The 19904-nt window shown below is 60.4% G+C and carries 10 protein-coding genes and 2 riboswitches; of the genes, 4 read left to right on the forward strand and 6 right to left on the reverse strand.

The window, feature by feature from the left end; all coding sequences use genetic code 11:
- Positions 1 to 325 precede the first annotated feature (325 nt).
- Positions 326 to 544: a DUF2970 domain-containing protein gene (locus AB9L16_RS11025; RefSeq protein WP_041478699.1), complete on the reverse strand. Its 219-nt coding sequence runs from the start codon at positions 542 to 544 to the stop codon at positions 326 to 328.
- Positions 545 to 725: 181 nt separating this feature from the next.
- On the opposite strand from AB9L16_RS11025, the gene AB9L16_RS11030 reads away from it, so the two are divergent.
- Positions 726 to 8099 (forward strand): NEL-type E3 ubiquitin ligase domain-containing protein, encoded by a 7374-nt coding sequence (locus AB9L16_RS11030; protein ID WP_375123545.1) that lies wholly within the window; start codon positions 726 to 728, stop codon positions 8097 to 8099.
- A 48-nt stretch (positions 8100 to 8147) separates the two neighbouring features.
- On the opposite strand, the gene metH is transcribed toward AB9L16_RS11030, so the two are convergent.
- A complete protein-coding gene (metH, locus tag AB9L16_RS11035) occupies positions 8148 to 11858 on the reverse strand; it encodes a methionine synthase (RefSeq protein ID WP_041478700.1) in 3711 nt (1236 codons plus the stop codon).
- A gap of 155 nt (positions 11859 to 12013) precedes the next feature.
- Here metH and AB9L16_RS11040 point away from each other — a divergent pair, with 155 nt between their 5' ends.
- Both AB9L16_RS11040 and nfuA read left to right on the forward strand, forming a co-directional pair.
- A complete protein-coding gene (locus tag AB9L16_RS11040; RefSeq protein ID WP_056786837.1) occupies positions 12014 to 14308 on the forward strand; it encodes a fatty acid cis/trans isomerase in 2295 nt (764 codons plus the stop codon).
- 103 nt (positions 14309 to 14411) lie between these two features.
- Positions 14412 to 14996, forward strand: coding sequence for a Fe-S biogenesis protein NfuA (gene nfuA / locus AB9L16_RS11045; RefSeq protein WP_003225494.1), 585 nt, complete (start codon positions 14412 to 14414; stop codon positions 14994 to 14996).
- Positions 14997 to 15140: 144 nt separating this feature from the next.
- Here nfuA and cobM read toward each other — a convergent pair whose 3' ends face one another.
- The 4 genes from cobM to AB9L16_RS11065 all read right to left on the reverse strand — a co-directional run bounded on the left by cobM (position 15141) and on the right by AB9L16_RS11065 (position 17286).
- Entirely contained in the window at positions 15141 to 15887 is a 747-nt protein-coding gene (cobM, locus tag AB9L16_RS11050) for a precorrin-4 C(11)-methyltransferase (RefSeq protein WP_375123546.1), read from the reverse strand.
- Positions 15888 to 15965: 78 nt separating this feature from the next.
- Complete coding sequence (locus tag AB9L16_RS11055) at positions 15966 to 16379, reverse strand: cobalamin biosynthesis protein (RefSeq protein WP_122507089.1); 414 nt, start codon at positions 16377 to 16379, stop codon at positions 15966 to 15968.
- Entirely contained in the window at positions 16376 to 17077 is a 702-nt protein-coding gene (locus AB9L16_RS11060) for a CbtA family protein (protein ID WP_056785224.1), read from the reverse strand. Before AB9L16_RS11060 ends, AB9L16_RS11055 begins: the two co-directional genes overlap by 4 nt.
- Positions 17078 to 17088: 11 nt before the next feature.
- Entirely contained in the window at positions 17089 to 17286 is a 198-nt protein-coding gene (locus tag AB9L16_RS11065; RefSeq protein ID WP_016774486.1) for a CbtB domain-containing protein, read from the reverse strand.
- A 122-nt stretch (positions 17287 to 17408) separates the two neighbouring features.
- A riboswitch (cobalamin riboswitch) is annotated at positions 17409 to 17628 on the reverse strand.
- Between the two features lie 897 nt (positions 17629 to 18525).
- Positions 18526 to 18738, forward strand: a riboswitch (cobalamin riboswitch).
- Between the two features lie 98 nt (positions 18739 to 18836).
- Between AB9L16_RS11065 and cobW the strand changes: the two genes are divergently transcribed.
- Entirely contained in the window at positions 18837 to 19901 is a 1065-nt protein-coding gene (gene cobW, locus AB9L16_RS11070) for a cobalamin biosynthesis protein CobW (RefSeq protein WP_150635527.1), read from the forward strand.
- The last annotated feature ends 3 nt before the right edge of the window (positions 19902 to 19904 follow it).

Here is a 19904-nt window from a genome sequence, read left to right on the forward strand (position 1 = left end):
AGTGATGTTTGAGTATATGTAAAGAACCAAATCGCCTAACGCGAATGCCGGTCATCTAATCCACATTTGTCGTGCGGACAATCATCGTCTTAACTGTGATCGAGTCTTTGTGCAATCACCGATAAAACCGACAAGAGGCGATGCAATGAGCAACCCGACCAAAGCCAGAAAAAGCGACAGCAGTGTCGACGCGTGGGCCATTTTGTTCCTGATCATTCTCGTAGTAGGAACAGCGGTCTTCTGGGTCAGTCACCAGTAACATCCGCGCTTCCGGGCCGTTCTCCCAAGGCCCGGATAACCTGTGGCAGATGCCTGTTCAGTGCCATCACACCCCGGCCAGATACAGCACCAGCTTGACGATGGCAAACAGCGTCAGGCCGAACACCGCCGTGAACAAAACTCCCAGAATCACAAAGTGACTGGGTTTGCCGTGGGTAAAATCCCTTTCCCGGTTCTTGCCGCTCTGCACCCCGAACGCCGCCGCCATGACGCTGTGCAGCATCTGCCAGAAACTCGGCGGTTTGTTGTCGATTGGATCGTCCATAAATCCCTCTGCGAAAAGTCATCCTCCTGAAGCATAGCCAATCCGCTGGGTCCGGGATGCCATCGAAGCAGCCCGGACAACTCTGAGCGACACCCGGCCGTCTGCTCTGAGCGATACCCGGATAACGCAGAAGCACTAACGCGACATGGTTTGCTGATCGCTCCATGAAAAAGGAGTGACCATGAACGTTATCCCGCCCAAACCAGTGTCGGCGCTGCCTGCGTCGACCGCTCAGCCGGCAGACCCCGGTCGGTCAGTAAAGCTCATTGCAACGCAAAGCCTGCACGGCGAGTTTCTCGAGACATCGATCCCGCAGTGGTTGACCAACGCTTTGCCGCATCGGCGCGAGGCGCTCAAGGCGGTTCCGACCGCGTTACCGGCCTGGTATCAGAATGCGACGCCGGCCCAGCGCAAAACCCTCGATGACACTTTCAAGGCCAGTGTCATTGCCCAGAACAGTCTCGACAAAAGCATGGCGAAATTCGTGGATGTCGAAACATTCGCCAGGCCGTTATTGATCAAAGCCTTGAAGGGCCAATACGCGCTGGAAATCGATGTAGACAAAACTCTGTTATGTCTGCGGCGCCCGGTCGAAATGGGTATTCAGAGAACCGTATTGGCCTCGTTCGAGGTTCTCAAGATCACGCTGCTGGAAGCCTCGCTGCACAACTTCGAAGCTGACGAATGCGAGGGGACCTATCATTCGAGCTCCGGTTTTGTTGTGGCGACGCCTGCTGTGGACACATTCAAGCACGTCGACACAGGCCTCACGGTCAGCCAGTTTTTGCACCTTTGCCGCAATCTGGATATCGGCCAGCAATACCAGACATACCTGGAGGGTTTTTTTCATCCGGGGGACGCGGTGGCAGAGGCGGTGCTCAGCGAACGCTTCATCGCCAGCCAGAAGGCAGCGATGCGCGCCGCAGCCGAACAGGCGCTATTGCGCAATGACATCGAGGCGGCAGATCACGCGATGATCCTCTCGGTCATCGACGGCGAAATGCACCCGTGGATGGGGCGCAAGCAAGTCTGGTTCCAGGACCTCGGCCTGATGAAAAAAAGGCTGACCGGGTGCGTGGCTTTCGTCATCTGCGAAAAATATCGTTACACCGATGAACTGATCCTTTACATCCCCAACGACCCGGAACATCCGCTCAAGCGCTACACGTTCGAGCAAATGCGCGAAGAGCTCAAGCGCTTGCTCACTGCACGTGATGCGTCGCAACAGACCAGCGCAGAGCCCACCGCATACCAGCGTTTTTTAAGTCAGTTCCTGCCCTATGATCAGCGCCCGTACTATTTCAGCCAGTTCAGGCAAAAGGCAGCCGACTCAGCGGGCGATGCTTGGGATCTGCTGCGCTCGCCCTGGCTGTCGGTGCTTCAGGGCTTGGCCGGCGGTTCAGCCTTTACCCGGATTCAGCAGGTACCATCCGAACGCCAGGTCAAATGGGAGCCAGTGGCGGATCCTTACATCGCGCCGTCAACCGTTGGACGCAAGGGGCGAGGGCTTTGGGCGGCGAACGAGGACTTGTGGCAATACCTTTATGCGCAGAATCGCGCCAAGGTGTTGGCCGACGCGCGAAGCCACGCGGTACCCACTGCCGATGTCGATGCGAACGCACGAGATGCCAAACTGGCCCATCTGATGCAGATCGGCATGCTGGGCTTGAATCTGGTGTCTATGTTCGTGCCTGTGTTGGGTGAAGTGATGATGGTGGTGATGGCCGGGCAATTGCTCTCTGAAACGCTCGAGGGCGCAATTGAATGGGCCGAGGGCGACCGTCGTGCGGCCAAGGATCATTTGATCGATGTGGCAGAAAACCTCGCGCAGATTGCGCTGATGGCAGGTGTGGGCGCGGGAGTGCGGAAAATCGCCAGCGCCCAAGCCGTGCCGGTCATTGAAAGGCTGCATCCGGTGAAGTTGGCCAACGGCGAAACCCGACTGTGGAAACCCGACCTGAATGCTTACGAGTCCGCTGTCGCGCTGCCAGTCAGTCCCGGCCCGAACAGTGCCGGCCAGCATGTGCTTGACGGCAAAACCTATATTCGCCAGAGCGGCAAGGTCTACGAGCAGTTTTTCGATGAATCGATCGGCAAATGGCGGCTCAGGCATCCGACCGACATCAACGCCTGGCAGCCGGTGCTCGACAGCAATGGACGCGGTGCCTGGCGTCATTCGCTGGAGCGTCCGCAGGATTGGGATCGTCTGACCCTGCTGCGACGTATCGGCCATGCAACCGATGCCTTCTCCGATGAACAGCTGATCAAGGCTGCCGATATCAGCGGTGTCAGTGACGCCGCCCTGCGCAAGATGCACATCGATTCTGCGCTACCGCCACCGGAACTGACCCAGGCCATGCGCATGATGCAAGCAGGCGGCAACGCGGCACTGGTTGTCGAGCAGTTGCGCGGGACAAAACCGATCGATGAACTGTACCTCTATGCATTGCCGCTGATCACCGAAATGCCGCGATGGCCGGAGAACCGGGTGCTGGAAGTCTTCGACGGCGAGCAATTGTCCGGCAAGTCCGTCAGGTATGGCTCCGCGCGGCGGTTTCGCGACGTCGGCGTCAAGCCACCCATTCAGATATCGCGGGCCGATATCTTCAGCGGTGAACTGCCAGCACGTATTCTCGCAGCGCTGGACGAGGCAGAAATCACTCGGCTTCTCGGCGAGCAGGGAGCACGCGTGGGCGATGCCCGACCTGCAGAGTTTGGCAAGCAGATCGCCGAATACGCAGACACCCGCCAGCCGGCGATTTACGACAGCATTTATCTGGGGACCGACCCCGTTGATCCGCAGGTTGTGCGTTTGCAGAAGGCCTGCCCCGGACTCAGTGAGCCGGCGGCGCAAACGGTGCTGGCCCATGGTCGCCCCGATGATCTTGAGCGGCTCGGCTCAGGGCAACGAGTACCTTTGCGCCTGCTGGAGGAAGCCCGCTGGTACGCGCATCAGAGTCGACAGGTAGCGGCATATGCCGGTCTGCGTAGCGAAAACGTCGCTTCTGCGGACAGCCGGCGTCTGGCGTTGCACACGCTCGAGCAATTGGCGGGGTGGCCCGACAGTATTCGCATTGAGGTTCGCGAAGGCCATGGCGCCGGCATGCTGCTTGACAGCATCGGCAGTGAAACAGCCGGCGAGAAAAAATACCTGATCAAAAAAGGCGTTCAGTTTCAAGCATTCAACGAACGCGGCGAGGCACTCAACAGCCTGCCTCGCAACGGCGACAACTTTTACTCGTCGATCATGCATGCCCTGCCTGATCACGCGCGCCGCAGCCTCGGTGTGCCTGAGGTCGGGCAGTCTGCCGGGTTGCAAGCAAAGATCATCGATTACGCCGACCAGCACCAGGCGGACGCACCCGCGCTGCTGGCGCCGCAGGTCAAGTGGATAAAGCCGCCGGTGCGGGTGAACGCTACCTTGATCGGTTATCCCGCCAGTGGACGCGGCGCGGGATCGGCACCGAACCTGCTGGCTCATGTGCAGGATCTCTACCCGCAACTGAGCGACGAACTGGCGCACGGCTTCCTACTTGACCAATACCGGGCAGGAAAAGACAACCGCGCCATTTTCGAGCTGTTGCAATCACGTCGGCGTGAGTGGGAACAACTGAAGGCGACGCTGGATGAATGGGCAGGCGCAGCGGCTGCGGCGCCCTGGGAACGCTCCGGAACAAATTACAGGTTTCTCGCCGCGCAAGCGCTGAAAGCCTGCTGGCGCAACGCTTTGTCCACTGGGCTCGCGGGTGCCGATCAGCTGTCGATTCTCACCTACGATCCTCTGCCAGAGCTGACCGCCGACTTTGCTCATGTGCGTGAACTTTCGATTGGTGGTGGGGGCCTGACCGACGCCAATGCTGACGCCTTCCTGGCGCGATTTGCCAACGTCGAAAAGTTATCGCTGGGAGAGCGAGGCAGTCTGTTTGGCGCGTACATGGAGCAGGAGCAGTCATTGACGACCTTGCCCCTGAGCGTGACGCGCATGTCTGGGTTGAAGAAGCTCAAGTTACGAACCCCAGCCAGGGTGATGGCTGCCGATCTGGCGACAAGATTGCGCAGCTTGACCGCCGTTGAGGAGCTTCATCTTGATTTTCCCGGCGGCGCAGGCAGCCCGCTTGACCTGGATCTGGCTCCCCTTGAACGACTGAAGAAACTCAAGATTGAAGCGCCGGGCCTGACGCAGTGGACGGCTTATGTGGAACGACTGCCTGAGCTGGAACGTCTGGATCTGACGCAGACCGCCATCGCGTCCCTTCCACAGACCCTCTATGTCGGGCACGAGAAACTCTGGGCCGGTTTGTCCCTGGATTGGTCGAAGTTTTCCCATGAAGCGTTCAAACCTGCTTACGACTACGTGAAAAGCTACATGGGGGAGTGGGGGCATCTGGTTGATCTGGACTCGATGGTCCGCCGCTACTGCGCCGGGGAACTGCAGTTCCTCACAGGCGAGGCCGGCCGTCTCAATCCATTACCTCAGCGCATCATGAGCCTGTGGAACACCCCGGAAACCCGGCTCAAGGCCGTGGAGATTCTGCGAGTGGAGCACAGCGCAATTTTCCGCCAGTTCTACGAGGCCACCGCATCCGGAGGATTGCGTAATGCGACGCCGGCAGCACGCTGGCAGACGCCACCCAATGCCCGGGTGGTTCGTGCCCTGGAAAAAAACTGGCGCGCCGCCATACGCAGGCGTTATCGCTTGAATGACGATGTTCGTCCGTTCAATGCGATGGACTGGACATCCGGCAGCGATCTCGACGACGCAAGTGTGTTTGAGCTGGTCGACACCGCTTGGGCGCAGGGCGCGGAGTCGGTCAGTGAGCTGCCGCAATTGCCGGCCGGTACGTTTGCTCATGTGCAAAACGTTCGGCTGGACCGGTTGACTGTGCCGATCGAACAGATTCGCGGTTTTCTCCAGGCATTCAGTGGCGTCACAAGCCTGGAAATCACCTCCTGCGGATTGAGCGAAGTGCCGGTCCGGCCAGCCGATTTGCCGCAGCTCGCACAGCTGGACCTGTCTTTCAACCGTATTGTCGTGACCCCTGAGGTTCAAGACCAATTCGACGCGCTGAGCAGTCTGGAACATCTCAATGCCCGGCTCAATCGGCTCGACACACTGGACGTTTCTCGCCTGACCGGGCTGAAGACACTGAATCTTAGCTCAAGCGGGCTCAATGAATGGCCCAAGGGGGCGGAGAACCTGGCGCATTTGCAGGCCCTGGATTTGCGTCATAACACCATCGGTTCGCTCCCCGAACACGTGCTGGCCAACGACGCGGTGCTGCTCAAGACCCGCCTGTTGAACAACCTCTTCAGTGGCAACGGCGAAGCGAGCTTAAGGGCGGCGCAGAAACGTATTGAAAAGGCCCTGGGTTTGCCCGACAGCGCTTTGCAACGGTTCGAATCGCAATCGGCATCGTTACTCGCCAGTTCCAGCAGTGCGACGCCTGACACGGCACTGAATCGCGCCGCTCATCTATTGCCGCTGCCATCTGCCACGGCCATTACGCAAGGCGCCGACATGAGCCGTACCGTGGTGGAAATCTTTCCGTCACTTTCACTTGAAAATGCCCAGGCCAGCGTTGAGCGTTTACGCAATGAGGGTCTGTCCAATGAGCAGATGGTGGGCAGACTGACCCAGTGGCGAGCGAGTAACGAGACGTTGACGCGTGAGTTGAACGGCTGGATCTTCAATCCGGCGCAAGGGTCTGGTGAAAGGGCATCGCCATCTGCAAGGTTCTTCGACGCGACCAGGATCCGCGCTTGCTGGCGGGACGGGCTTACTGGCCATACCGAATCCGCCGGGCGGACGCTGAGCCTTTCTGCGAGCGGCATGGGTGATTTACCCGTGTTGTCAAACGTGTTTTCCCATGTGCGAACGCTGGACCTGACCGGGGCAAAATTTTCCGTCGAGAGTTTCAACCTCTTCTGCCCGGCGTTTCCGGAGTTGACCACTCTGATGCTCAATGGCAATGGACTGGTACATCTGCCGGAAGCTGTCGGCAGTCTGAACCGGCTCGAGCGGCTGGAATTGAGTGGTAACCGCCTGGCCGTGGCGCAAAGCGTGTATCAGCACGCGAGCGGGGCGCGGCTGCGCTGGCTCGACCTCAGCCACAATCAGCTGGAAGAGTTCAGCGCCAGAACCTTCAGCCGTCTGGAAACCCTCAACCTCGCCCAGAACGGTCTGGATTTCTGGCCTGAAGGTGTACTTGAATTGGCCCCTCTGCAAAGGCTGGACCTGTCGGGCAACAACATCATGGTCTTCCCGGACCGGCTGTTGGGCGGCAATCACGAGGCGCTTGTGGCGGGCACCGATCTGTCGGAAAACTCGCTGTCACTTAACGCATTTGAGCAGATCAGGGACTACAGCTTCGCGCATGGCGCAGGTGATGTGCTCGGCTACACGCCCGAGTCATTGCAGCGTTTGATCGCCGAGCGTATGAGCGACTCGGAAAGCGATACCAGTTCCGAATCGGATTCGGATTCGGACTCGGGCTCGGGCTCAAGCTCGGGCTCAGGGTCCGATAGCGACGACGGCGATGATCCGCGTGGCGGAGGTGGTGGGGCTAGCAGGTCCGTGGATGCGCATGCCGCTGTGGAAGCAGCGGAGGTGATTGCCAATCCGGCGCAGGATGTGGCGGCGCCGGCGATGGAAACCTGGATGACCTATACCCATGCAGATGCGCGTGCAGCGCGGCAAGCGCTATGGCTGCAATTGGCTCGACAGGCCAACCATGAGGCGTTCTTTCATTTGCTCTCGACTCTGCCCGACACCCTGGAATTCAGGTTTGCCGGCGCCGAACTGACCCATCGGGTCTGGCAGGTGATCCAGGCTGCCACGCAAAACGCTGAACTGCGCGAGCTGTTGTTCCTCAACGCCGAAACCCACGGCACGTGCCCCGATGGCCGGATCCTGTCTTTCAGCGAACTGGAAACCCGCGTCTATGAGTTCAACGCCCTGCGCGACATTCCGCGGCATCGTCCGCTGCAACGCGGCAGAGCGTTGCTAGACCTGACTCGACGGCTGTTCCGCCTGGAAAGGGTGGATCGATTGGCCGAAGCCGCCGCCAGGAACAAGGATCGCGCGGAAGTCCGCCTGCAATACCGCATCGGCCTGACACGCGGCTGGCCGGACGACCTTGAGTTGCCGGCGCAACCCGAACACATGTTGTACGCCTCACCGATTCGCGGGCAGCGATTGCTCGACGCGCGAGCCTCGGTTCTCGCGGACGAGGCATCACCGCTGTTTCTGGAAGATCTGATTGCGCGGGACTACTGGATCCGCTATCTGCAGGATCGCCACGTCGCGGCGTTCGAGGCACTCGAGCGCGACGCCACCCAGCGGCACGAAGCGGTCGAGGATGCCTACCCCGATAAAGAAAACAGCAATTATCTGGACGCGATGAGAGTGCTTGAAATCGAAAGGGCGGAGGCGCGTATCGAGAAGCTCAAGGCTTTGACTCGCACAGAACTGGAGAGCCTGGCGTCGCAGGATGCGGGAGCGTCGCCATCGGCCCCGTCTTCACCGAAACCCGGGCCTTCGTGGCGCCGCGACTGAGTGATCGAGCAGACCTGGGAGCAGGGCGCTCCCAGGTCCGCGGCCCGATCAGCTGTCGTAACCCAGATTCGGCGCCAGCCAACGCTCGGTCACGCTCAGATCCTGTCCCTTGCGTGCGGTGTAGCTTTGCACCTGATCCTTGTCGATCTTGCCCACCGCAAAGTATTGCGCTTGCGGATGGGCGAAGTACCAGCCGCTGACCGCAGCGGCGGGGAACATTGCGTAGTGTTCGGTGAGGAACACGCCACTGCGCCCGGCGCGCATTTCCGCAGCCTCTGGATCGAGCAGGGTGAACAGTGCCGCTTTCTCGGTGTGATCCGGGCAGGCCGGGTAGCCGGGAGCGGGGCGGATGCCACGGTATTGCTCTTTGATCAGTGCATCGTTGTCGAGGGTTTCATCCTTGGCGTAACCCCAATGTTCTTTACGCACTTGCTGGTGCAGCCATTCGGCGCAGGCCTCGGCCAAGCGGTCGGCGAGGGCCTTGACCATGATCGAGTTGTAGTCGTCGCCAGCGTCCTGATAAGCCTTGGCCACTTCTTCGGCGCCGATGCCGGCGGTGGTAATGAAGCCGCCGACGTAGTCGGTGACTTCGCTGTCTTTGGGCGCAACGAAGTCGGCGAGGCAGAAGTTCGGCTTGCCGTCGGTCTTGATGATCTGCTGGCGCAAGTGATGCAGCTTGGCCAGCGGCTTGCCGTTGTCGTCGTACAGCTCGATGTCGTCTTCGTTGACCTGATTGGCTGGCCAGAAACCGAACACCGCACGGGCGCTGATCAGCTTTTCGTCGATCAGTTTGGTGAGCATTTCCCGGGCGTCCTTGTACAGCGCAGTGGCGGCCTCACCGACCACTTCATCTTCAAGGATGCGCGGGAACTTGCCGGCCAGGTCCCAGGAAATGAAGAAAGGCGTCCAGTCGATGTACTCGGCCAGCACGTTCAAATCGATATTGTCGAGCACCTTGCTGCCGGTGAAGGTCGGTACCACTGGCTGATAATTGGCCCAGTCGAATTGCGGCTTCTTGGCGATGGCGGCGGCATAGCTCAGGCGTTCGGTGCGTGCGCTGCGATTGGAAGTGCGCTCGCGCACGTCGATGTATTCCAGGCGGGTCTTCTCGACGAAACCGGCCTTGAGCTCCTTGGACAACAACTGTGTCGCCACGCCGACGGCGCGCGAGGCGTCGGTCACGTAGACCACGGCATCGTTGCTGTACTTCGGCTCGATCTTCACCGCAGTGTGCGCCTTGGAGGTGGTCGCGCCACCGATCATCAGTGGCAGATGGAAGTCCTGACGCTGCATTTCGCGGGCAACGTGAACCATCTCGTCCAGCGACGGGGTGATCAGGCCGGAAAGGCCGATGATGTCGCACTTTTCTTCTTTGGCGACCTGCAGAATCTTCTCGGCCGGGACCATCACGCCGAGGTCGACGATGTCATAGCCGTTGCAACCGAGCACCACGCCGACAATGTTCTTGCCGATGTCGTGCACGTCGCCCTTGACTGTGGCCATGAGGATCTTGCCCTTGGCTTCCGGCTTGTCGCCTTTCTCCAGTTCGATGAACGGGATCAAGTGCGCCACGGCCTGCTTCATCACGCGCGCGGATTTCACCACTTGCGGGAGGAACATTTTGCCGGCGCCGAACAGGTCGCCGACGATGTTCATGCCGGACATCAACGGGCCTTCGATCACTTCGATCGGCCGCGCAAACGACTGGCGGGATTCTTCGGTGTCTTCAACGATGTGCGTGGTGATGCCCTTGACCAGCGCGTGCTCCAGACGTTTGTTGACGTCCCAGTTGCGCCATTCTTCGGTCTCGGCTTCCTTGACGCTGCCGTCGCCCTTGTACTTGTCAGCGATGGCGAGGAGGGCGTCGGTGCCGTCCGGGGTGCGATTGAGGATCACGTCTTCGACCGCGTCGCGCAGCTCCACCGGGATCTGATCGTAGATCTCCAGTTGACCCGCGTTGACGATGCCCATGGTCAGCCCGGCGCGGATCGCGTAGAGCAGGAACACCGAGTGAATCGCCTCACGCACCGGGTTGTTGCCACGGAACGAGAACGACACGTTGGACACGCCGCCGGAGCTCAACGCATACGGCAGTTCGTCGCGGATGTAGGCGCAGGCGTTGATGAAATCGACTGCGTAGTTGTTGTGTTCTTCGATGCCGGTGGCGACGGCGAAGATGTTCGGGTCGAAGATGATGTCTTCCGGCGGGAAGCCGACTTCGTTGACCAGAATGTCGTAGGAGCGTTTGCAGATCTCTTTCTTGCGCGCTTCGGTGTCGGCCTGGCCGGCTTCGTCGAAGGCCATCACCACCACCGCAGCGCCGTAGCGCTTGCACAGCTTGGCGTGGTGGATGAACTGCTCGACGCCTTCTTTCATGCTGATCGAGTTGACGATGCCCTTGCCCTGGATGCACTTGAGGCCGGCTTCGATGACTTCCCATTTCGACGAGTCGATCATGATCGGCACGCGCGAGATATCCGGTTCGCCGGCGATCAGATTGAGGAAGGTCACCATGGCCTTCTTCGAATCGAGCATGCCCTCGTCCATGTTGATGTCGATGATCTGCGCGCCGGCCTCGACCTGCTGCAGCGCGACTTCGAGGGCTTCGGTGTAGTTGTCTTCACGGATCAGGCGGGCGAATTTTGCCGAGCCGGTGATGTTGGTGCGCTCGCCGACGTTGACGAACAGCGAGCTGCGATCAATGGTGAACGGCTCCAGACCCGAAAGGCGGCAGGCCTTGGGGATGTCCGGAATCTGCCGCGGCGCATAACCGGCCACAGCTTTGGCAATCGCTTCGATGTGCCCCGGGGTGGTGCCGCAGCAGCCGCCGACGATGTTGAGGAAACCGCTCTGGGCGAACTCTTCGATGACTTTCGCGGTTTGCGAGGGCAGTTCATCGTACTCGCCGAATTCATTGGGCAGGCCGGCGTTCGGGTGCGCCGAAACGTGGGTGCTGGCCTTGTTCGACAGCTCTTCCAGGTACGGGCGCAGTTCGCTGGCGCCGAGGGCACAGTTCAGGCCTACGGAAATCGGCTTGGCGTGCGCTACCGAGTTCCAGAACGCTTCGGTAGTCTGCCCCGACAGGGTTCGGCCGGAGGCGTCGGTGATGGTCCCGGAAATCATGATCGGCAATTCGAGGTGCAGCTCTTCGAACACACCTTGAACGGCGAAGATCGCCGCTTTGGCGTTGAGGGTGTCGAAAATGGTTTCGATCAGGATCAGATCGGCGCCGCCCTCGATCAGGCCTTTGGTGGCTTCGGTGTAGTTTTCCACCAGCTCATCGAAGGTGACGTTGCGGTAGCCGGGGTTGTTGACGTCGGGCGACAGTGAGCAGGTGCGGCTGGTCGGGCCGAGCACGCCGGCCACGAAGCGCGGCTTGGCCGGGTTTTCGGCGGTCTTGGCGTCGGCAATCTTGCGCGCCAGACGTGCGCCTTCTACGTTTAACTCGTACGCCAGCTCTTCCATACCGTAATCGGCCATGGAAATGCGCGTGGCGTTGAAGGTGTTGGTTTCGAGAATGTCGGCGCCGGCGTCCAGATAGGCTTTTTCGATACCGCCGATCACGTCCGGACGGGTGATCACCAGCAGGTCGTTGTTGCCCTTGACGTCACTCGGCCAGTCCGCGAAGCGCTTGCCGCGATAATCCTGTTCTTCGAGCTTGTAGCTCTGGATCATCGTGCCCATCCCGCCGTCGAGAATCAGGATGCGCTCTTTGAGGGCTTGCTTGAGAGCTTGAAGGCGGACGCTGCGATCGGACATGTGGACTACTCGGAAAGACCATTACGAAGGAGCGCGATCATAGCAAACCTGTGCGCTTTTGGAGCATGTGCAGCTTTTGCATGAATATCGCTCATGTTGGTACGAGCGTCATAACGGTAGAATCGCAGCCTTTTTTTATCATCGAGATCAGCAGCATGCCGCACCGCTTCATCAGTTTATGGTTGCTGGTCCTGAGCGGGAGCGTTGCGGCGCAAGATCCCGCCATTTCTTCTTCCATCTCCTACAGCCGAGACATCCAACCGATCTTCACCGAGAAGTGCGTAGCCTGCCATGCGTGCTATGACTCGGCCTGTCAGCTCAATCTCGGCAGCGGCGAAGGCGCCGCCCGTGGCGCGAGCAAGATGCCGGTATATGACGGCGAACGTACCCAGGCGGCACCGACCACGCGATTGTTTTACGACGCCTTCGGCAAGCGCGCCTGGCAGCAGAAAGACTTCTATTCGGTACTCGACGCCCAGGGCAGTCAGGCCGCGCTGATGGCGCGGATGCTTGAACTCGGCCACAAGACGCCGCTGACGCCGAACGCCAAGCTGCCAGAAGAGATTGTTCTTGGGCTCAATCGCAACAATCTATGCGCAATGCCTGCGGAGTTCGACGGATATGCCGGCGCGCACCCGAAAGAGGGTATGCCGCTGGCCGTCACCGGTCTGACCGACCAGCAATACCAGACCTTGCAGCGCTGGCTGGCGTCTGGCGCGCCGATCGACGAACAGAGTCTGGCGCCGAGTGCCAAAGAGGCCATGCAGATCCAGCAGTGGGAGAACCTGCTCAATGCTCCCGGTGCTCGGCAAAGTCTGGTCGGGCGCTGGCTGTTCGAGCACTGGTATCTGGCGCACATCTATTTCAAGGACGGCGAGCCGGGGCATTATTTCCAGTGGGTGCGTTCGCGCACGCCGAGCGGCCAGCCGATTGATCTGATCGCCACTCGCCGCCCCAACGACGACCCGGGCACGCAGGTGTATTACCGCTTGTGGCCGGTGCAAGGGGTGATCGTGCACAAGACGCACATCACTTATCCGCTGAGCGCGGCGAAAATGGCCCGGATCAAGAGCCTGTTCTACAGCGGCAACTGGCAGGTCAACGCGTTACCGGGTTACGGGCCGCAAAGCCGCGCCAATCCGTTTGCCACCTTCGAGGCGATTCCGGCACAGGCGCGCTATCAGTTCATGCTCGATAACGCTGAATACTTCGTCCGCACCTTCATTCGCGGCCCGGTGTGCCGTGGGCAGATCGCGACCGACGTGATCCGCGACAATTTCTGGGCGCTGTTCCAGGCGCCGGAACATGATCTCTATATCACCGACCCGAACTACCGCGGCCAGGCCACGCCGCTGCTGGCGATGCCGGGGCAGAACGACGATGTCGGCAGCGTGCTGAGTCTGTGGCGCAACTATCGCGACAAGCGCAACGAATACGAGGCACTGCGCCGTGACAGCTATGCCGATCTGCCGGCGCCGAGCTGGTCGACGCTGTGGGCCGGCAACGACAACGCCTTGCTGAGCATTTTCCGCCATTTCGACAGCGCTTCGGTGACCAAGGGGCTTATCGGTGAGGTGCCGCAAACCATGTGGCTGTTCGACTATCCGCTGCTGGAGCGCACCTATTACCAGCTCGCGGTCAATTTCGACGTGTTCGGCAACGTTTCCCATCAGGCGCAGACCCGTCTGTATTTCGATCTGATCCGTAACGGCGCGGAGCAGAACTTCCTGCGCCTGATGCCCGCCGACTCGCGCGAGGACTACCTCAACGATTGGTACCAGGATGGCGGCCAATTCAAGATGTGGCTCGATTACGAGGCCATCGATGACGACAAACCGACCGCGCTGAAACTCGACGAAAAAGACCCGAAACACGATTTCGCCATGCAGTTGCTGGCGCGCTACGGTGATCTGAACGCGCGGCCAGACCCGATCAATCGCTGCGACGGCGCTTATTGCTCGCGACCGAATATCGATCCGGCGTTGCAGAATGCCGAGCAGGCCCTGAGCCGTCTGGCCTCGCGCCCGGCCGCAGGGCTGAAAGTCATTGACCAGTTGCCCGAAGCGACCTTGCTGCGCGTTGAAACCGCCAGCGGCAAGCGCGAGGTCTACAGCCTGCTGCGCAACCGCGCCCACAGCAACGTGGCGTTTTTGCTCGGTGAGTCGCGGCGCTATCAGCCAGGGCTCGACACCCTGACGATCTATCCGGGCGTGCTCAGCAGTTACCCGAACTTCATGTTCAACGTACCGGCCGAGCAGGTGCCGGCGTTTGTCGATGCGATGGAAAACGCCAGGGATGCCAGTCGGTTCGAAAAGATCGTCGAACGCTGGGGCATTCGGCGCAGTCATCCGCAGTTCTGGCTGTATTTCCACGATCTGAGCCAATACATCCACGAAACCGACCCGGTGGAAGAGGGCGTGCTGGATATGAATCGGTACGAGAACCTTTGATGATTCGCAGGCGTGTTACGAGATTCTTTCCCGACAAAAATACTAGGACTTTGTCAGCCGCGCCGATTGGCGTAAACTGCGCCCACGCCTGCGAGGAGTTTTTATGACCGCTATTACCATTACCGACGCCGCCCATGATTACCTGGCCGATCTGCTCTCCAAGCAGAACACCCCGGGCATCGGCATCCGTGTCTTCATCACCCAGCCTGGTACCCAGTACGCCGAAACCTGCATTGCCTACTGCAAGCCGGGCGAAGAGAAACCTGAAGATACCGCGCTGGGGCTGAAAAGCTTCACCGCCTACATCGATTCGTTCAGCGAAGCGTTTCTCGATGACGCGGTTGTTGATTACGCCACCGACCGCATGGGCGGCCAGCTGACCATCAAGGCACCGAATGCCAAAGTGCCGATGGTCAATGCCGACAGCCCGGTCAACGAGCGCATCAACTACTACCTGCAAACCGAGATCAACCCGGGGCTGGCCAGCCACGGCGGTCAGGTCAGCCTGATCGACGTTGTCGAGGACGGCATCGCTGTGTTGCAGTTTGGTGGCGGTTGCCAGGGCTGCGGCCAGGCCGACGTAACCTTGAAGGAAGGCATTGAGCGCACCTTGCTCGAGCGCATTCCTGAGCTCAAGGGCGTTCGCGACGTGACCGACCACACGCAGAAAGAAAACGCCTACTACTAAGGTGTTCGCTGCGAACATGAAAAACGGCGCCCCGTGAGCGCCGTTTTTTTATGGGTAACTTTTGCCGCCCCCATTCGCGAGCAGGCTCGCTCCCACATTGAAATGCAATCACCTGTGGGAGCGAGCCTGCTCGCGAAAGCGTCTTCAAGGGCGATAAAGATGCGCATGCCCGGCCCGATACAACGAAGACTCGCTGAACACCTCGCTGCCCAGCACCCTGCCAACCAAGATCAGCGCCGTACGCCGAAAGCCTTTGGCCTCGACCTTTGCGGCAATGTCCGCCAATGTACCTACCACCCAGTCCTGATCCGGCCATGTCGCGCGGTGAATAACGGCAATCGGGCAGTCCGCGCCGTAATGCGGCAGCAGTTCAACCAGTATCTTTTCCAGATGATTGACCCCCAGATGAATGGCCATGGTCGCGCCGTGCTGCGCCAGGCTCGCCAGTTCTTCGCCGGCGGGCATCGCGGTCTTGTCGGCGTAACGGGTCAGGATCACGCTTTGCGAAATGTCCGGCAGGGTCAACTCGGCGCCCAGCAGCGCTGCGCATGCCGCCGTCGCGGTTACGCCCGGAATGATCTCGAAAGGAATGTTCAGCTCACGCAAGTAGCGGATCTGCTCACCAATCGCGCCGTACAGACTTGGGTCTCCGGAATGCACACGGGCCACATCCTGGCCTTGGGCATGGGCAGTCCTGATCAGATCGATGATCTGTTCCAGATGCAGTTCAGCGCTATTGGCCACGATTTCGGCCTGATGACCTTCCAGCACCGCTGCGGGTACCAGCGAACCGGCGTAGATAATCACCGGGCAGATGCGAATCAGCCGTTGGCCTTTGACGGTGATGAGTTCCGGGTCGCCGGGGCCGGCGCCGATGAAGTAGACGGTCATCGTTGAATCCTTGTGAAGAGGCGCAGGCACACTGCAGATGAAGCGTGCTCATGATCGATGGCGGGGATTATCGGGATTTTATGCAGCGCCGGCCAATGCCAGCGTGGCCTGCGCATATTTCTGCCGGTGGATCAGCAGTTTCGCCGGCGCCTGAATCAGTTGCTCGGCGAGCGCCAGCGCGGCGCTTTCCGCCACGCCGTAGCAGCCGGTGCGCTCAAAGGCGATCTGCGATTGATGGCTGAGGCGCTGCTGATAGGGCGCCAGTTCGGCACTGTTGAAATACTGCAGCGGCAGGTTCAATTGTGTGGCCAGTTCCAGCAACCCCGGTTCGTCGCGCTTGAGGTCGATACTCGCCAAAGCCTTGACCGCTCGCAGCTCGATGCGGTGCGCCTGCAACGCTTGATCGAGTAACGCACGCAACGTACTGGCCGGGCAGCCCCGCTGGCAGCCGAGGCCGACCACGAGGGTCGGCGCTGCGCGGTCATCCGTCATGCCTGATATGGGCCTGCGCTTTTGCGGCGGAACAACCATGCACTGATCAGGCCCAAGGCCAGCCAGAACGCGACGTTGGTCAGCTGCGAAGCGATTTTGAACTGGGTTTCCAGTGCCTCTGGAGCGAGCATCGAATGCACCTGCGGTTGCGGCGCGCCGATCACATGCGGCACGGCGAGAATCGCTACACCAAGAAGCTTCATCAGCCAGTGACGGCTGAAAGCGATCAGTGCCAGGCCGACAGCGGTCGAAGCGGCAGTGCCGATCCACCAGATCTGCCGCGAAGCCAGATCGGCGGCGGCTGTGCCCGGCAACTCAGGTGGCAGGCCCAAGGTCGGCGCGAGAACGAACGTGGCGTAACCGGCCAGACCCCAGAGCAGCCCTTGCGAGGTCTTGGTCGGCGCGCGCAAGGTGTACAGGCCGGCGAGCATCAAGGCGAAACCCACTGCCACCACCAGATTACCGCCAGTGGTCGAGACCACACGCTGCCAGCCGTCTTCCGGCTCCCAGGCTTCGCCATCATGGCTGTGGGCGGCGGTGCCGGCGGCGTGTTCGTGGACTTGCGCGACCGGTTCGGATTTCTCGAAGGTTTCGGCCTGCAGAATCAGTGGCGATACCCAGAAACTCTGCAGCAGGGTCAGCAGCAGGGCGGCCAGCAAGCCGGTGAAGCCTGCGGTTTGCGCGATACGCTTGATCATTTCGGCAGGCCTCAGTGGCACGGGAACGCGGCGCTGTGGCGGGTATCGTGGGCGGCGTTGTGCACCGCTTCGATGTGCGAGAAACCGGCGAACCAGACCAGGCTGGCACCGAGGATCGAGGCGAAGAGGGCGGCGGCGACGCGTTGGCCGAGTGTGGTGCTGCTGGAGATGTGGTCAGTGTGGCTGACGGTGTTACTGATGATCGACATAGCGCTTCCCTCTGAAATGTCAGCGGGTAAACAGAGCGCATGAAAATCCCTGCGGGCCGGGCACGCAGGAATTTCGAACAGCGCCCGCCCACCGCGGGTTTGTTTGTGTTCAGCGGCGCTTGCGCGCGCTGGGTGTTGCGGGCCGGTCTCCGGGCTCGCGAGGGGTTGGCTGGTCGCCGACCTGCAAGCATCACCTTCCCATGCCGGGGCACAGTGGATCTGACGCTTCGCTCGCTTACCGTTGCGGGGGCAGCACCGGACTGACGTGGCTTTGAGTAAAGCACATGATTCACCGGTTTCCCGTTTCACCCTGTGAAGGGCACCCGTAACAAGGTGTGCAGGAGAACATGGGTTTGGGTTTTTAGTCAATTTCCGGGGGCGGATCCGTTGCTGCGGGGGGGCTTTTTTTCGGGTGTTTTTGTGTGTATATCCGTTGCTGCGGGTGTTGCTGATTACGGTTTCGCCTTTACGGCGAGGCACTTTTTCCAAACGCCGAAAAAGTACCCAAAAAGGCTTGCTCCTACGTTCGGCCCTCGCAGGCTCGGGTTCCTTCGCTCCGGGACTGATCCGGGCGCAGCGGCTCCGGTTTGCTTCGCTGCACCTCCTTCCGCTGTGTTCGACTTCGTCGAACGGTCGCTGCGCTCCCACGCCCGGATCAATCCCTCCACTCAGCCTTCCGAAGTCGCCGGTGGATCAAGATCAAGAGCACTCGAGCTTGCGCTCATTGTTGAGTGGTGCGGCTTCGCCGCGGGCAGCTGCGCTGCTTTGCTTTTGCTTTTGTGGGAGCGAGCCTGCTCGCGAAGGCGGCCTGACAGCCGACCTGTTCTTGAGCTGGTGCGCGATCCAACTGTAGGAGCTGCCGAAGGCTGCGATCTTTTGCTTTTGCCTTTGCCTTTGCCTTTGCTTTTGCTCTGGCTTTTGATCTTTTGCCCCTTCGGCAGGCTTCGTTACGGGATCGATCCGGGGGTGGGAGCGCAGCGACCGTACGACGCAGTCGTACACAGCGGAAGGAGGTGCAGCGAAGCAAACCGTAGCCGCTGCGCCCGGATCGGTCCCGTAACGAAGGTACCCCGAGCCCCAGCGAGCGGGCCGTACGCCGGGGCAAAGCCTTTTGGTTCCTTTTTGGCGTTTGAAAAAGGGACTCGCTGTAAGAGCGAAACCATAAGAAGCCGTTACCGCAGCAACGGATATACCCCCAGTTTCAGACTCACCGACCATTGACCCACGACGGACCCATGCGTAGCCTTGCGCTTTCGAGGTTCTTCGGCACTCGCCGAAGCTAAGAAGGGAACGCGGTCAAAGCCGCGGCTGCCCCCGCAACTGTGAACGGTGATGTTCGTTGCCACGCCACTGCCAGCTCAACCGATGAGCCAGCGGGAAGGCGCAATGGACGCCAGGCCCAACGCCTGAACGCCGTCAGCCAGGAGACCTGCCTCGTCACAGATTCTCACTACAACCGGGCGGGGTGATCCGGTGGCGAATGCTTCCGGCGTGCACGCGCGCTGCCGGTTCTCGTCCCGTATGCCCGCCGCTTGCCAAAGGGCATACCGATGAAAACACTGGCCAAACTCCCCGTCACCATCGTCACCGGTTTCCTCGGTTCGGGCAAAACCACGCTGCTGCGGCACATGCTCGACAACGCTCAGGGCCGGCGCATCGCGGTGATCGTCAACGAGTTTGGCGAGCTGGGCATCGACGGTGAAATCCTCAAGCAATGCACCATCGGCTGCACCGAAGAAGAGGCCAGCGGCCGCGTTTATGAGCTGGCCAACGGCTGCCTGTGCTGCACGGTGCAGGAAGAATTCTTCCCGGTGATGCGCGAACTGGTCGCCCGTCGCGGCGATCTCGACCACATTCTTATTGAAACCTCGGGCCTGGCCCTGCCCAAGCCGTTGGTGCAAGCCTTCCAGTGGCCGGAAATTCGCAGTGCCTGCACCGTCGACGCAGTCATCACCGTGGTCGATAGCCCGGCGGTCGCCGCAGGCACATTCGCTGCGTTCCCGGATCAGGTCGATGCCCAGCGCAAGCTCGATCCGAACCTTGATCACGAGTCGCCGCTGCATGAACTGTTCGCCGATCAACTGGCCAGCGCTGACCTGGTGATCCTCAACAAAGCCGACCAGACCAGCCCGGAAGATCTGGCTCGCGTACGCGCTGAAGTCGCCGAAGAGCTGCCGCCAGCAGTGAAAATCATCGAAGCCAGCAACGGCCGCCTGCCGCTCGACGTGTTGATCGGTCTCGGTGCCGGGTCTGAAGAGCATATCGACGGCCGCCACAGCCACCACGATCAACACCATGACGGTGATGACGACGACCACGATCACGACGCCTTCGATTCGATCTCCATCGAATTGCCGCAAGCCGACGAAAGCTTGCTGCTCGATGCGCTGACGCAACTGGTGGTGCAGCACGGCATCCTGCGCGTCAAAGGTTTCGCGGCCATCCCGAACAAACCAATGCGTCTGCTGATCCAGGGCGTGGGCACGCGTTTCGATAAGCATTTCGACCGTCAGTGGGGCGCCGACGAAGCGCGCGTCACGCGTCTGGTGCTGATCGGTCAGGAGCTTGATGCGGCACAACTCGAAGCGCAGTTGCGCGCTGCGCTCAGCGTTTAAGTC

The sequence above is a fragment of the Pseudomonas sp. LW8 genome (assembly GCF_041956865.1).
Taxonomy (GTDB): Bacteria; Pseudomonadota; Gammaproteobacteria; order Pseudomonadales; family Pseudomonadaceae; genus Aquipseudomonas; species Aquipseudomonas siliginis.

Coding starts and splice junctions, on each gene's coding strand:
- AB9L16_RS11025 (WP_041478699.1), bottom strand. CDS start 544: ATGGACGATCCAATCGACAACAAACCGCCGAGTTTCTGGCAGATGCTG.
- AB9L16_RS11030 (WP_375123545.1), top strand. CDS start 726: ATGAACGTTATCCCGCCCAAACCAGTGTCGGCGCTGCCTGCGTCGACC.
- metH (WP_041478700.1), bottom strand. CDS start 11,858: ATGTCCGATCGCAGCGTCCGCCTTCAAGCTCTCAAGCAAGCCCTCAAA.
- AB9L16_RS11040 (WP_056786837.1), top strand. CDS start 12,014: ATGCCGCACCGCTTCATCAGTTTATGGTTGCTGGTCCTGAGCGGGAGC.
- nfuA (WP_003225494.1), top strand. CDS start 14,412: ATGACCGCTATTACCATTACCGACGCCGCCCATGATTACCTGGCCGAT.
- cobM (WP_375123546.1), bottom strand. CDS start 15,887: ATGACCGTCTACTTCATCGGCGCCGGCCCCGGCGACCCGGAACTCATC.
- AB9L16_RS11055 (WP_122507089.1), bottom strand. CDS start 16,379: ATGACGGATGACCGCGCAGCGCCGACCCTCGTGGTCGGCCTCGGCTGC.
- AB9L16_RS11060 (WP_056785224.1), bottom strand. CDS start 17,077: ATGATCAAGCGTATCGCGCAAACCGCAGGCTTCACCGGCTTGCTGGCC.
- AB9L16_RS11065 (WP_016774486.1), bottom strand. CDS start 17,286: ATGTCGATCATCAGTAACACCGTCAGCCACACTGACCACATCTCCAGC.
- cobW (WP_150635527.1), top strand. CDS start 18,837: ATGAAAACACTGGCCAAACTCCCCGTCACCATCGTCACCGGTTTCCTC.